13 protein-coding genes are annotated in these 12,288 nt (G+C 70.8%); 5 read left to right on the top strand and 8 right to left on the bottom strand.

Annotated features, from left to right (window positions below; all coding sequences use genetic code 11):
• Nucleotides 1-3: 3 nt before the first annotated feature.
• Complete coding sequence (locus ACH4FH_RS17750; RefSeq protein WP_398556757.1) at nt 4-825, bottom strand: PhzF family phenazine biosynthesis protein; 822 nt, start codon at nt 823-825, stop codon at nt 4-6.
• A gap of 162 nt (nt 826-987) precedes the next feature.
• Here ACH4FH_RS17750 and ACH4FH_RS17745 point away from each other — a divergent pair, with 162 nt between their 5' ends.
• A complete protein-coding gene (locus ACH4FH_RS17745) occupies nt 988-1,614 on the top strand; it encodes a PadR family transcriptional regulator (protein ID WP_398556756.1) in 627 nt (208 codons plus the stop codon).
• A 182-nt stretch (nt 1,615-1,796) separates the two neighbouring features.
• Here the strand turns inward: ACH4FH_RS17745 and ACH4FH_RS17740 are convergent, their stop codons facing one another.
• Both ACH4FH_RS17740 and ACH4FH_RS17735 read right to left on the bottom strand, forming a co-directional pair.
• The gene (locus tag ACH4FH_RS17740; RefSeq protein WP_398556755.1) at nt 1,797-2,225 is read right to left on the bottom strand and encodes an SRPBCC family protein; all 429 of its coding nucleotides are present in this window, start codon (nt 2,223-2,225) and stop codon (nt 1,797-1,799) included.
• A gap of 82 nt (nt 2,226-2,307) precedes the next feature.
• A complete protein-coding gene (locus tag ACH4FH_RS17735; RefSeq protein WP_398556754.1) occupies nt 2,308-2,832 on the bottom strand; it encodes an HAD domain-containing protein in 525 nt (174 codons plus the stop codon).
• Between the two features lie 343 nt (nt 2,833-3,175).
• Here ACH4FH_RS17735 and ACH4FH_RS17730 point away from each other — a divergent pair, with 343 nt between their 5' ends.
• Nucleotides 3,176-3,706, top strand: a complete 531-nt coding sequence (locus ACH4FH_RS17730) for a Clp protease N-terminal domain-containing protein (RefSeq protein ID WP_398556753.1) — start codon at nt 3,176-3,178, stop codon at nt 3,704-3,706.
• 186 nt (nt 3,707-3,892) lie between these two features.
• Entirely contained in the window at nt 3,893-5,062 is a 1,170-nt protein-coding gene (locus ACH4FH_RS17725; protein WP_398556752.1) for an EamA family transporter, read from the top strand.
• Nucleotides 5,063-5,381: 319 nt separating this feature from the next.
• On the opposite strand, the gene ACH4FH_RS17720 is transcribed toward ACH4FH_RS17725, so the two are convergent.
• A complete protein-coding gene (locus tag ACH4FH_RS17720; protein WP_398556751.1) occupies nt 5,382-6,044 on the bottom strand; it encodes an FMN-binding negative transcriptional regulator in 663 nt (220 codons plus the stop codon).
• A gap of 8 nt (nt 6,045-6,052) precedes the next feature.
• A complete protein-coding gene (locus tag ACH4FH_RS17715) occupies nt 6,053-6,718 on the bottom strand; it encodes a pyridoxamine 5'-phosphate oxidase family protein (RefSeq protein ID WP_398556750.1) in 666 nt (221 codons plus the stop codon).
• Between the two features lie 35 nt (nt 6,719-6,753).
• Here ACH4FH_RS17715 and ACH4FH_RS17710 point away from each other — a divergent pair, with 35 nt between their 5' ends.
• Complete coding sequence (locus ACH4FH_RS17710) at nt 6,754-8,085, top strand: aminotransferase class I/II-fold pyridoxal phosphate-dependent enzyme (RefSeq protein ID WP_398556749.1); 1,332 nt, start codon at nt 6,754-6,756, stop codon at nt 8,083-8,085.
• Nucleotides 8,086-8,625: 540 nt separating this feature from the next.
• On the opposite strand, the gene ACH4FH_RS17705 is transcribed toward ACH4FH_RS17710, so the two are convergent.
• The gene (locus tag ACH4FH_RS17705; RefSeq protein ID WP_398556748.1) at nt 8,626-9,366 is read right to left on the bottom strand and encodes a 3-keto-5-aminohexanoate cleavage protein; all 741 of its coding nucleotides are present in this window, start codon (nt 9,364-9,366) and stop codon (nt 8,626-8,628) included.
• 118 nt (nt 9,367-9,484) lie between these two features.
• Nucleotides 9,485-10,510 (bottom strand): DMT family transporter, encoded by a 1,026-nt coding sequence (locus tag ACH4FH_RS17700; RefSeq protein WP_398556747.1) that lies wholly within the window; start codon nt 10,508-10,510, stop codon nt 9,485-9,487.
• 74 nt (nt 10,511-10,584) lie between these two features.
• Between ACH4FH_RS17700 and ACH4FH_RS17695 the strand changes: the two genes are divergently transcribed.
• Nucleotides 10,585-11,493: a LysR family transcriptional regulator gene (locus tag ACH4FH_RS17695; protein WP_398556746.1), complete on the top strand. Its 909-nt coding sequence runs from the start codon at nt 10,585-10,587 to the stop codon at nt 11,491-11,493.
• Between the two features lie 236 nt (nt 11,494-11,729).
• On the opposite strand, the gene ACH4FH_RS17690 is transcribed toward ACH4FH_RS17695, so the two are convergent.
• Nucleotides 11,730-12,188: a hypothetical protein gene (locus ACH4FH_RS17690; protein WP_398556745.1), complete on the bottom strand. Its 459-nt coding sequence runs from the start codon at nt 12,186-12,188 to the stop codon at nt 11,730-11,732.
• Between the last annotated feature and the right edge of the window lie 100 nt (nt 12,189-12,288).

Here is a 12,288-nt window from a genome sequence, read left to right as displayed (position 1 = left end):
GGTTCAGCCGGTGGCCAGCAGCTCGCCGTCGATGACGGTGACGGCCGTGCCGGTCAGCAGGGTGCGTTCGCCACGGAGCGTGGTGCGTACGAAGCCGGTGCGGGCTCCCCCTTGCAGGCCGACGAGGCTGTCGCGCCCGAGTCGCGCGGACCAGAACGGGGCGAGCGCGGTGTGCGCGCTGCCCGTTACGGAGTCCTCGTCGATTCCCACGGCGGGGAAGAAGCAGCGCGAGACGAAGTCGTAGCCACCCTCGGGGTCCTCGGCGGGCGCGGTGGCGATGACGCCCCGGCCGCCGCGTCCGGCCAGCGCCCTGAAGTCCGGTGACAGCGCCCGCACGGACTTCTCGTCGGCCAGTTCGACCAGCAGATCGCCGACCTGGGGGCCGGTGTCGTGCGCGGAGCGGATCTCCGTGCCCAGCGCGTCCGCGACGACGAGCGGGACCTCGACCGGCGTGAGTGGCGCGGTCGGGAAGTCCATCGTGATCGCTCCGCCTTCGCCTGCCGTCGTGGTCAGCACGCCGCTGCGGGTGCGGAAGCGGACCGTGCCGGTCGCCGTGCCGGTGGAGTGCAGGACGTGTGCGGTGGCCAGGGTCGCGTGCCCGCACATGTCGACCTCCGTGGCCGGGGTGAGCCAGCGCAGTGCCCAGTCGGCGTCGCCGCCTTCGGGCAGCGGGTGCGCGAAGGCGGTTTCGGCGAGGTTGACCTCGGCGGCGACCTGCTGCAGCCAGGTGTCATCGGGGAAGGTGCCGGAGTCGAGAAGCACGACTCCCGCGGGGTTGCCGGCGAACGGACGCTCACTGAAGGCGTCGACGATGCGAATCCTCATGGCCGTGAGCGTAGAGCGGCCACAAAGCCGCAGGCCAAGGCCAATCTCAGGTGATTGGACCCGAAGTGGGAGCGGTCGCTCACTCGAAAGGGATTGCTCGACGAACAGTTCCGATATATCGTTGAGGCATCGCGACCGATCAATGAAGGAAGGAACGTCATCATGCGTTCGCAAGGAAATGACCACGGACATGAGCACCGGCACGAGCACTGCGGCCCCGGACGTCACGGCGGCCGAGGTGACTTTCCCGGCGGCTTCGAGAGGCGGCGCGCGGCTTTCGGCGGGTTCGGACCGCCCTTCGGCGGGCCTCCGTTCGGCGGCGGCCGGGGCCGCGGCGGACCTCGGGGCAGGGCGCGGCGCGGCGATGTGCGCGCCTCGATCCTGGCGCTGCTCAAGGACCGTCCGATGCACGGCTACGAAATGATTCAGGAGATCGCCGAGCGCAGCGGCGGGGCGTGGAAGCCCAGTCCAGGCTCGGTCTACCCGACCTTGCAGCTGCTGGAGGACGAGGGGCTGATCACCAACGCCAGCGACGGCGGCAAGAAGCTCTTCTCGCTGACGGACGCCGGACGCTCCGAAGCCGACAACGGCTCGGACGCGCCCTGGGAGGACGCCGGGCGCGGCGTCGACTGGGAGGCCATGAACGAGATCCGCAAGGCGGGCGGCGGCCTGGTCGAAGCGTTCCGCCAGGTCTGGGCCACCGGCAGTCCCGAGCAGCGGGAGAAGGCGATGGCGGTGGTCAACAAGGCACGCAAGGAGCTGTATCTGATCCTCGCCGAAGAGGACTGACTTACCGTTCGGCTCGGGTGTGGATCCGAGGCGGGGCGCCGCCCGGGAGGGGTGCTGCCGGGGGCGGCGCCCAAGAGGGGTGACTGCGAGTGGGGCCACTGCCGGGTGACCGGTCGTGGCCCCTTCGTCTGACATCGGGCCGGCGCGACCCGTCCCGATCCGCGCCGTACGCGTACGGCGTCTCAGGTGACCAGGCCGGCGAGGTTGCGCAGTGACTGGTTCAGGGCGGCGCCGGCCGAGTCCTTCAGCTTGCCGCCCATCAAGGACACCGCGGCCCCGGTGAAGGATCCGTCGATCGTGACGGTCGTCGACCCGCCCTCGGGGATGAGTGAATAGCGCATTCCCAGGGTGACGCCCATGGGGCCCTTGCCCTGGAGGGCGAGGAGCCGGCCCGGCTCCACCTCCCGCACGGTCCAGTTCACCTCTGCCGGGAAGCCCATGAGCTTCATGTTCTCCTCGTATCCGGCGCCCACCGCCAGCGTTTCCGGTCCGCCCTTGGGGAAGCCGGTGTGGGTGGCGTTCCACTGTCCGTACGCGTCGAAGTCGGTGAGCCGGTCCCAGACCTGCTCGGCCGGTGCCTCGATGCGGGCCTGAGCGGTGACTTCGGCCATGCGACCACCCCTTCGGTGACTGTCCCTGGCTGTGCCGGGGAACGTATCCGCGCGGGGGTGAAGGTTCAATACCGGCGGCGCATCATTTCTGACGTAGCGTCAGCTTGAAGCGCCGGGGCGCCCGCGGCGGACCGGAGAGCAATCGGTCCACATGGTGACGGCGCAGGCCACGTGCCGGATCGACGGGCAACAGCAGCCGGTCCGGCCGCCAACGACTGCTCCGCACCAAGCTGTCGGGCATCACATCGTCCACCCAGGCGAACGGTCGACCCTCCGCATACCGCAGCAACGGCGCCCACTTGCGCCCCAACAGGCTCTCCACCCCCTCGAATTGCGGGTCGTCGGGCCTGCTGCGGTAGCCGGTGAACGCGACGACCGGCAAGGCGGGCAGCTCCAGCAGCGGGGCGATGTGGGTGTTGGCGTGGTGTTCCCAGGTCGTGGCCCAGACGAGTTCGTATGTGCCGGACAGCTCGCGCAGCCAGTCGGCGTGGTGGACGGAGAGCAGCACGGTGTGGTCCAGCAGGTCGTGCGCGGTGAAACCGGGGGTGGGCAGGACCGGGTTGAGCACACCGTCGATGTCGAGGAACAGCAGCGGTCGGGTGGCCATCGAAATCCTTCGCCGAGGAGGTGTCGGGATGGACGGGACGGACGGGGTGGATGAGGTGGATGGGATGGGGCGGGGGTGGTTCCTGTAGGGAAGGACGTGCCGCGCGTGGCCGCCGGTTGCCGCGCGCGGGCGCGTGATGCCGACGCGCGCCCGCGTACGCGTACCGGTCGGCTCGGCACCGACGCACGCTCTCGTCCCGCACTCCCTGTGTCCGGCCTCCACGCTTTCGCCCTGTCTCCTCCGTAAGGATGAGTCGGGCGTCGCCGTGCCCAACCAGCGTGGGATGCGCAAATGCTTCCCGCCGGGGATGGTGTGGCCCTCGGGTGCCTGGTGGGGTGGAACCGTGCAAAACGGTACTGCGTATTGCGGCGGCGACGGCCCCGCCCAGGTGGATCTCGAAGGCCGGCTCACCGTCGAGCTGGCGTCGGTGGTCTCCGCTGCCCGCAGGCGAGCCACCCGCGACGGCGACCGGCAGGTCGACACCGCGCATCTTCTGCATGGCCTCCTGGAGTCGGACCCCGCGGTGCGCGCCTCCTTCGGTAACGGGCCGCAGGTCGCACGGCTGCTGGGCTACCTCGTTCAGCGCAGCATCGGCTACGGACTCCAGTGGCACGGCACCGTCGAGGACTCCGGCGCGGTCCCCTTGGTCGCCGAGGGAGTCGTCCCCGGGTGGTCACCCGCCGCGGCAGCCGCCATGGACGGTGCGCTCGACCGCGCCCATGCCCGGTACGCCACCTGTGCCGACTGCCTCGACCTGCTCGCCGCCCTGGTGGGCGACCCGGATTCCCGCGCCGTCGAAGTCCTGCGCCGGGCATCTGTTGACACCGCCCTGCTGGCCGCCCGCCTGGACGGCGAGCGCGCCGGCCGGGACTGACGCGTTCCGGCACTGGTCCGAGGGCTCCGACGGCTGTGATGGCTGTGTCGTTGTGACGGCCTGGAAGCCTGTGACCGCTGTGGCGGCGGGAGGCCCTGTCGCGCCGGGGAAACGACAGTCCCGCGCCGGCGAACGGACAGGGGTATCAGGGATGACGCTGCTGACGGTGGCTGTCATGATGACCCGATGCACGCGTCATCGGCGAGCCCGCCCGGTCCTTCGACCGGTCCGGGCCAGGGAACCACAGGCCCCCGGGGGGCCCAGCAGCCGCACTCCGCCTCCGGGCCCCGGGGCGTCGGTTCCCCCGGGGGCCGCCGCGCCGGACTGGGCATCGCACTGCTCTCCGCCGTCGCCTTCGGCGGTTCCGGCGTCGCCGCCAAACCATTGATCGAGGCCGGACTCGAACCACTGCACGTCACCTGGCTGCGCGTCGTCGGCGCCGCGCTGGTGATGCTGCCCGTCGCCTGGCGCCACCGCGATCTGCCGCGGCGTCGGCCCGCACTGCTCGCCGGTTTCGGCCTGCTCGCCGTCGCCGGCGTCCAGGCCTGCTACTTCGCCTCGCTCTCCCGCATACCCGTCGGGGTCGCGCTGCTCATCGAATACCTCGCGCCCGCCCTTGTCCTGGGGTGGGTGCGCTTCGTCCAGAAACGGCCGGTGACCCGCGCGGCTGCTGTCGGCGTCGTCCTGGCCGTCGGTGGACTGGCCTGTGTCGTCGAGGTGTGGTCGGGGCTGAGCTTCGACGTGATCGGTCTCGTGCTCGCGCTGGGGGCCGCCTGCTGCCAGGTCGGCTACTTCGTGCTGTCCGACCACGGCAGCGACGGCGACGACGCGGTGGACCCGCTCGGCGTGATCGCCTACGGACTGCTGATCGGTGCCGCCGTGCTCACCGTGATCGCCCAGCCCTGGGAGATGCGGTGGACGGTGCTCGGCGGCAACGCGGACATGAACGGCACCGAGGTGCCGGCCGTCCTGCTGCTCGCCTGGATCGTCCTGATCGCGACGGTGGCCGCCTACCTCACCGGCGTCGTATCGATTCGCCGGCTCTCGCCGCAGGTGGCCGGGGTGGTTGCCTGCCTGGAGGCGGTGATCGCGACGATCCTGGCCTGGGTGCTGCTCGGGGAGCATCTCTTCGCACCGCAGATCCTGGGCGGCGTGGTGGTACTGGTCGGCGCGTTCATCGCGCAGTCGGCCACGCCCAAGGCCCCCGCCGAGCCGCACATCGTGGAGCGCGGCGGGCCGCGCTCCACGGGCGACGCGGTGCCGGAGGCGGCCACACCGCACCCCGCGGTCGCCGTAGAGGCTGCGCCTCAGGCGCGCCCTCGGGACGATGTGTCGGCGGAAACGCCCGCCTCGTAGGGGGGCGATCATGCGTGGGGCTCTGCCGGCTCCCGGCACCGCGTAGCCCGGACGCCGGGTTCCAAGGAACGGAACGCGGGGAGGGCGGCAGCGGCGGCCGTCGGCCCGGCGCCGACCGGCGAGTGCACAGGGGGACGCGACCCTCCGCGGCGAACCCCCGCCCTCCTTGTACGTCCCGGGCGACCGGCTAGGGCTCGGAGAGGGCTCCTGCGTTCCGGAGGCGGATGCCAGGTCGCGGAGATGACTGCGCGAGGCCGGCTTCGCCGCTCGCCGCGCACCTCTTTCACCGCGAATCGCTTGACCGCCCAGGGCCCACCGCTCACCTCACACTGTCGGACGCCGGGGTGGCCCGGGCGTTCAGGCGGCGTTGCTGGTGGGTGCGGGCCGCTGCGTCGCCGGGGCCGTCGCGTTCGGCGAGGCGTTCCGAGACGCGTTGCTGGACCTCCTCGCTCCGCTTTCCTCCGTACTTGAACTTGGCGCGGACCTCCCGCACTTCCAGGCGCAGACCTCGGATCCCGGACAGCAGCCGTCCGTAGGGCGCCTCTCCCGCGATGACCGGGGCCGAGCCGCCGGCCGGCTGGAAGTGCCCCACCTGCTGGCGCAGCAGCTCAGCCTTGGCCTCGGGGTCGTCCACGATATGGGCCGTGCAGGTGAGCTGGATCGCGGCATAGAAGCTGGTGGGGACGCCGTGCTCGGGCGGCTGGTCCTCGGTCGCCTGCCAGGGGCCCGGGATGAACGCGTAGTCGTCGACCACACTCAGCAGGACCGTCGGCCGGTCCTCCAGCGCGCCCCAGATGGGGTGGGGGCGGGCAAGGTGCGTCACGGCCTCGCGGCGGTCCCGGTCGTAGGCGAAGTGCAGGGGCTGGAGCATCGGCGGCTCGCCCGGCCGCCCGTTGGCGGCCAGCTGCCCGAAATCGTGTGTGGCGAGGAAGCGCTGCCACTCGGTGTCGTCGGTGGGCGCGTCCCAGGGGTGGATCAGCATCGCGGTCCTCAGCGGGCGGAGAGGTATGCCGGCTGGGCGGTGCCGGGCGCGAGGTCGTCCGCCGGTATCGGGGCGCCGTACGTCGGGGCCACCGGAAGGACGCCGCTCCAGTACGGCAGCGCGAGGTCCTCCGGTTCGTCGTTGGGGCCGCCGCTACGGATCTTGGCGGAGACCTCCCGCAGGTCGAGGCTGATCACGGCCGTGGCGGCCAGCTCCTTCGCGTTGGCCGGGCGGGAGTCCGCGGCGCGTCCCAGCAGGACCTGGTCGACCAGGGCGTCGAGCGCGGTCGTCTTCTCGTCCTCGTCCGTCACCTGATGTGCGGTGCCGTGGACCACGACGGAGCGGTAGTTGATGGAGTGGTGGAAGGCCGACTTGGCCAGGACCAGGCCGTCCACGTGGGTGACGGTGACGCAGACGTCCAGGCCGGGGTCCGCCTGCGTGCCCGCCATCCGCAGCGGACGCGAACCCGTCGAGCCGTGGAGGTAGAGCCGGTCGCCGATTCGGCCGTAGAGCGTGGGCAGGACGACCGGTACGCCTTCACGGACAAAGCCCAGGTGGCAGACGTATCCCTCGTCGAGGATCGCGTGCACCGTCGCATGGTCGTAGGAGGCGCGCTCACGGGCGCGGGTGGGGATCGTGCGCTCGGTTCGGGCGTACGACTCGGCGGATGCCATTGCGATCTCCATTGCACTAGTGCATAATCTTGTTTGTGCTAGGAGAGTATCGGATCGAAGGGCGGCGCGCATCAGAAATTGCCGCCAGTGTCGAGCGGGCCGTCGGTGCGGGCGAGCTCCAACCGGGCGAAGTGCTGCCCCCGCTCAGGGAGTTGGCGGTCTATCTGGAGGTCAATCCGAATACGGTCGCGGCCGCGTACCGCACGCTGCGTGACCGGGGTGTGATCGAGACCTCGGGTCGGCGCGGCAGTCGCGTGCGCTCCCGGCCGGCCAGTACGCCGCGCGAGGCGCTGCGGGTGGAGGTCCCGCCCGGAGTGCGGGACGCCTCGGACGGCAATCCCGATCCGGCCCTGCTGCCTCCGCTGGAGCGGGCGCTCGCCGAGGCGGCGGCGCGCAGCGCGAGACGGCCCGTGCTGTACGGCGCGCCCGCCGTCGACGACGACCTCGCCGCGCTGGCCCGCTCCGCATTCGACGCCGACGGAGTGACGGGCGGTCCGGTCGCCGTCACGAGCGGCTCACTCGACGCCATGGAGAGGGTGCTCTCCGCTCATCTACGGCCCGGCGATGTCGTGGCCGTGGAGGATCCCGGGTGGGGCAGTCTGCTGGACCTGATTCCGGCGCTCGGACTGCGCCCCGCACCGGTCGGTGTCGACGACGAAGGGCCGCTGACCGAGCAGCTGGCGCGCGCCATCCAGGAGGGCGCCAGGGCGGTCGTCGTCACCGACCGCGCGCAGAACCCTACGGGCGCGGCCATCAGCAGCGAGCGCGCCGCCTCGCTCCGTACGCTGCTCGCCGAGCGCCCCGATGTCCTGCTCATCGAGGACGACCACGGGCACGGCATCGTCGATCTGCCGCTGCATCCGCTCTCCGGTGTCACGGACCATTGGGTGCTGGTGCGCTCGACGGCCAAGGCGTACGGCCCGGACCTGCGGCTGGCCGTCCTCACCGGCGACGCGGTGACGGTCGACCGGGTGCGCGGACGCCAGCGCCTTGGTCCGGGATGGGTCAGCCATCTCCTGCAGGACGCGGTGGCCCACCTGTGGCGTACGTCAGCGGTCGACCCGAGAGCGGTGTCGCGGGCGTACGGCCGGCGCCGGGACGCCCTGATACGAGAGCTGGCCGAGCGAGGTGTGCCCTCCCGGGGGCGTAGCGGAATGAACGTCTGGGTGCCGGTCCCGGACGAGACCGGTGCGGTGGCCCGGCTCCTTCACTCCGGCTGGGCCGTGGCCCCCGGCGCCCGCTTCCGCATGCAGTCCCCGCCGGGTGTCCGGATCACCGTCTCCGGGCTGACCGACGACGACATCACGCCGGTGGCGGACGCCGTCGCCGCGGTGACGGGGAGGAGGGAGGCGCGCCGGTATGAGTGAGAGCGGCCGAGCCGGCTGCCTGGTCGGCCGATCGCCTGGGTGGGGTGGTTGACCAGGCATTCAGGTGGGCGGGGTCCCGGAGGAGTGCCGGGGCTGTCGATGTGTTCGCCCGCCGGCCGACGCGGCTAGCGGGTTGGTGGGTCCGGGCGGCGTTGGGCGGGTTCTCGTCCCATGCGCATCGCCTCCAGGCCGTGCTTGCACAGTCCCGCCGTCCGCCCGTGGGCTGGGTCCGTGGCGCCTGGTGCTCAGCGCTCGTTGCGCTTGCTCCGTCTCTGCTTGGAGCGGTGTTCGGAGGCTGCGCGCGATCGCAAGGCGGAGGGGCGGTGGGAGGTCTTGGTCGCGGGTCCATGTGGACGATGCTGACAACGAGCTGGGGTGTCCCTCTGGGGGAGTGCGTTCCTGGGGGCGCCTCCCAGGGGTGGTGGAGAGGGAGGGGGAGCGCCGCGAGCCAGGCGGGACTGTGTGGACACGGCCCAGCGCTGCGCACACACCAGTGCCTGGCTCCAGTGGACGGGTTCGGGCTCCATGTGAAGGCATGGCTCACCGGCTCTCGCTGGCCTGCCCCCTCCGCAGAAGGCTGCGCGCGGCGCGTACCAGCGCGGCGTTGTCCGCAGGCGTAGAGCCGTCAGGCAGCACCAGGACATCCTCGAGGCCGATCCGGGAGTCCAGGCCGAGGCGTGCAGCAGCGCGTAGTACCGGCCATGCGCCGCCTTCTTCCCCGTGGAGCAGTACGGGGGCCGTCAGGTCGTCACCCAGTTCCTTCAGCAGGTGCGCAGCCGTGGCCTCGGCAGTCCTGGGGTCGGTGTCGGTGACCTCGGCGAGTACCCGCAGCACCCTGGCTGACAGTGGCGAAGCCAGGAACCTGCGGGCAGCTTCGGTACCCGAGTAGATGCCCGCCTCGACGCCGATGCCACGCGCCATCAGCACAGCGGCCACCGTTTCAGCACCTTCCTCATGCCAGTTCACCGACGCGTGATCAGGTAGCACCGACCAGGAGCGGATGAGTTCAGCTCGCTGCTGTGGTCCGGGAACCGCCCATGCTCCCGTGGTGACCCCGATCTGTACTTCCTTCGGCACCACAGCACGTACGGCGGTGACTGCCTCAGCCACCGGGCCGGGGGCGAGGGAATCGTGACCGTCGGCGTCCTTGGGGTGTAGGTGAATGTCCTCGGCGCCGGCCGCCACGGCTCGCTTCGCCTCGGCGGCCAGCTCATCGGCCGTCACCGGGAGAGTGCGGCACTCACCTCGATCGCGGGCCCCGTTCAAGCACACCTGCAGCATGGGTCAGATCCTGCCACGCACCACTGGCAGCACCTTGGTGAGCGTCGCGGCCGGGCCGTGCGGAGGCCCGGAGCTGCCCGGCCGGCCCCAGGGCCGCCCGGGCCGGGAGCGCCGTTGCTCAGCGGGTGCTGCGGCGGGGTTTGCTCTGGGTGAGGGCAGCACCGGCGAGGACGATGATGGCGCCGACGGGTGTGTTCCAGCTCAGTTGTTCATCCAGGAGTGCCACACCGGCGGTGGTGGCGATGACAGGGATGAAGTAGGTGACCATCTGGGCCGTGGTGGGGCCGATTTCGGCGACCAGGCCGTATTGCAGAAGGAAGGCGAAGCCGGTGCCCAGGGCGCCGAGCGCGACGACGGCGAGGAGAGGGATGACCGGGTAGGAGGCCGGGAGGGAGGTGAACAGCGGTGTCACCACTGCCAGTTGGAGGGTGGCCAGCAGCAATTGCGCGCTCGACATCGAAAGGTGGGAGTGCTGCACGCCCGCCAGGGTGCGGCGTACGTAGATCCAGCCGACGGCGTAGCTGAGTGACGCGCCCAGCGCCATGGCGGTCCCCGCCAGGTCCGTGCCCGCGAAGCCCTGCCAGGCGCCCAGGACGGTGAGGACTCCCAGGAAGCCGATGCCCAGTCCGGCGACCCGGCGCCGGGTGGGGCGGTCCTCGGAAAGTGCGACCACCGAGAGCAGCATGCCCCAGAGGGGAGAGGCGGCATTGCAGATGCCGGCAAGTGTGGAGGGGATCGTCAGCTCGGCATACGCGAAGAGGGAGAACGGGAGGGCGTTGAGGAAGAACGCGGCGACCGTCAGGTGACCCCAGGTCCTGGCGGAACGCGGTAGCCGCTGACGCTTGACCACGAGCATCGCCACCAGCACGGCCGCGCCGAATCCGACGCGGCCCAGTGTGACCTGCAACGGAGCGAAACCGTTGGTGCCGACCTTGATGAAAAGGAAGCTGAAGCCCCAGATCAGGCTGAGAACCGCGAAGCGGAGCGGCCAGCCGTACGCGCGACGGCGGGTGGGGCCGTTGCCGGCATCGGCAGAGGTCGACGGGGCCGTGGTCGATGGGGTCGAGGTGGGGTGAGGGGCGGCGGCTGCGGCCGGAGGCTCTGCGTTTGCGGAGGCGGCGGCTGCGCGGGTGGCGGTGCTCATGGCCTCTACGATGCTGCGCACCACTGCGTAGCACAAGCGAGTATTTGTGGCCGGTATCGCTTAGCATTGCTTATATGTTGAACCTTGATCGCCTACGGACGCTGAGCGCGGTGGCCCGCCATGGTTCGGTCAGCGCGGCGGCCGACGGACTGCATGTCACGACATCCGCGGTATCGCAGCAGATCGCCAAGCTGGAGCGGGAGACCGGACAGCCGCTGCTGGCGAAGAACGGGCGAGGGGTGCGGCTTACCGATGCGGGGCGATTGCTCGCCGATCACGCCGCACGCATCCTCTCCCAGGTCGAGCTGGCTCAGGCCGAGCTGGAAGCGCACCGTGGCCAGGCCGTGGGTGAGCTGCGCATCGGCGCGTTTCCCACCGCGGCACGCGGACTCTTCCCCGCGGCGCTCGCCGAACTGCGCAGTGCGCATCCACAACTGCGCGCACGGCTGACGGAGATGGAGCCGGACGATTCCGTACGGGGCGTGGTGCGCGGCGACATCGACCTGGGCGTCGTCCTGGACTGGTACAACCGGCCGTTGTCGCTGCCCGAGGGGCTGGCGAAGGCGCCGCTTCTCGATGATCCGGCCGATGTGGCCATGCCGTCGGATCACCGGCTGGCCCAGCGCCGGTCCGTGGAGCTGGAGGAGTTCGCGGACGACGAGTGGATCTCCTGGCCGCAGGGGGAGTTCTGCCATGAGTGGCTGATGTTCACCTTGCGCGGCAAGGGAATCGAGCCGCGTATCGCGCATATGGCAGAGGAGCATCACACTCAGCTCGCCTTGATCGCCTCCGGGCTGGGGGTGGCGGTGGCGCCGCGTCTCGGCCGCGGCCCGGTGCCGGAGGGAGTGAGCGTGGTACCCGTACGTCACACCATGCGGCGTCACGTGTACACGATTTGGCGCGCGGACGCCGACCGCCGTCCGTCGATCCGTGCGGCAGTGGGAGCGCTCCGAGCGGCGGGCAAGCGGGTGCCGGGCTGCTGAGGCCCGGAGTGCCGGGGGCCGACCGGCCTCATGACCGGCCCGGCCCCGCGTGTTACGCCTCCGGGGTACTCCGTAGGGCTCAGGGGGTTTAGGGGCTTAGGGACTGTTGCGAAAGTGCTGGTCACAGCCATTTGTTGAGGACTGCGGCCAGCACGGTTGCCTCGTAGCGGACGGCAAGCTTGTCGTACCTGGTGGTACACGGGGCACGACGCAGTGCCCGAATGGACGGTTCGACATCACGGTGCGCACAAGCGGTCCAATGCCGACTGGCTTTCATCGTCCGCGGCGCGGTAGATCACTAACCGCTGGTCCGGATCTTGAAGTGGCGTAAGCACTTCGAAACGCACTGCGATCACACCGACGTCAGGATGCCGCAGCACCTTGCGCCGGCGGCCGTTGACCTTGATGTCTCGCTCTGCCCACGATCGCGCGAATTCCTCGTCACGAGTGGTGAATTCGGCGATGAGGTCGGTCAACGCCTGACCCTCCGGATGCGCGGCCCACGCAGCGCGCAGAGGGGCGACCCCCTCCCGCACGACGCGTTCGCGGTCGACGTGGAACTCGCGTATCTCCGGATGCGTCAGGCACAGCCACATCGCATTGCGCGGCGACGGAGGCAGGGTGTCGAATACCAGTAGCGGCCTCTTCATTTCGCGGTTCCAGGCCAGGATGTCGTAGCGGTGGTTCATCAGCATGGCCGGCAGCGGCGACAGGTCGGCGACCAGCCGGGCCAGCGGCGGCGCTGCGGTGGTGGCGGGCTTGTCGGCGTTGCGGGGGCGCTGCTGGGCCAGGTTG

This window comes from Streptomyces sp. NPDC017993 (assembly GCF_044328065.1).
Lineage (GTDB): Bacteria > Actinomycetota > Actinomycetes > Streptomycetales > Streptomycetaceae > Streptomyces.
This window is presented reverse-complemented; position numbering and strand designations above follow the sequence as displayed.

Coding starts and splice junctions, on each gene's coding strand:
- ACH4FH_RS17750 (WP_398556757.1), bottom strand. CDS start 825: ATGAGGATTCGCATCGTCGACGCCTTCAGTGAGCGTCCGTTCGCCGGC.
- ACH4FH_RS17745 (WP_398556756.1), top strand. CDS start 988: ATGCGTTCGCAAGGAAATGACCACGGACATGAGCACCGGCACGAGCAC.
- ACH4FH_RS17740 (WP_398556755.1), bottom strand. CDS start 2,225: ATGGCCGAAGTCACCGCTCAGGCCCGCATCGAGGCACCGGCCGAGCAG.
- ACH4FH_RS17735 (WP_398556754.1), bottom strand. CDS start 2,832: ATGGCCACCCGACCGCTGCTGTTCCTCGACATCGACGGTGTGCTCAAC.
- ACH4FH_RS17725 (WP_398556752.1), top strand. CDS start 3,893: ATGCACGCGTCATCGGCGAGCCCGCCCGGTCCTTCGACCGGTCCGGGC.
- ACH4FH_RS17720 (WP_398556751.1), bottom strand. CDS start 6,044: ATGCTGATCCACCCCTGGGACGCGCCCACCGACGACACCGAGTGGCAG.
- ACH4FH_RS17715 (WP_398556750.1), bottom strand. CDS start 6,718: ATGGCATCCGCCGAGTCGTACGCCCGAACCGAGCGCACGATCCCCACC.
- ACH4FH_RS17705 (WP_398556748.1), bottom strand. CDS start 9,366: ATGCTGCAGGTGTGCTTGAACGGGGCCCGCGATCGAGGTGAGTGCCGC.
- ACH4FH_RS17700 (WP_398556747.1), bottom strand. CDS start 10,510: ATGAGCACCGCCACCCGCGCAGCCGCCGCCTCCGCAAACGCAGAGCCT.
- ACH4FH_RS17695 (WP_398556746.1), top strand. CDS start 10,585: ATGTTGAACCTTGATCGCCTACGGACGCTGAGCGCGGTGGCCCGCCAT.
- ACH4FH_RS17690 (WP_398556745.1), bottom strand. CDS start 12,188: ATGCTGATGAACCACCGCTACGACATCCTGGCCTGGAACCGCGAAATG.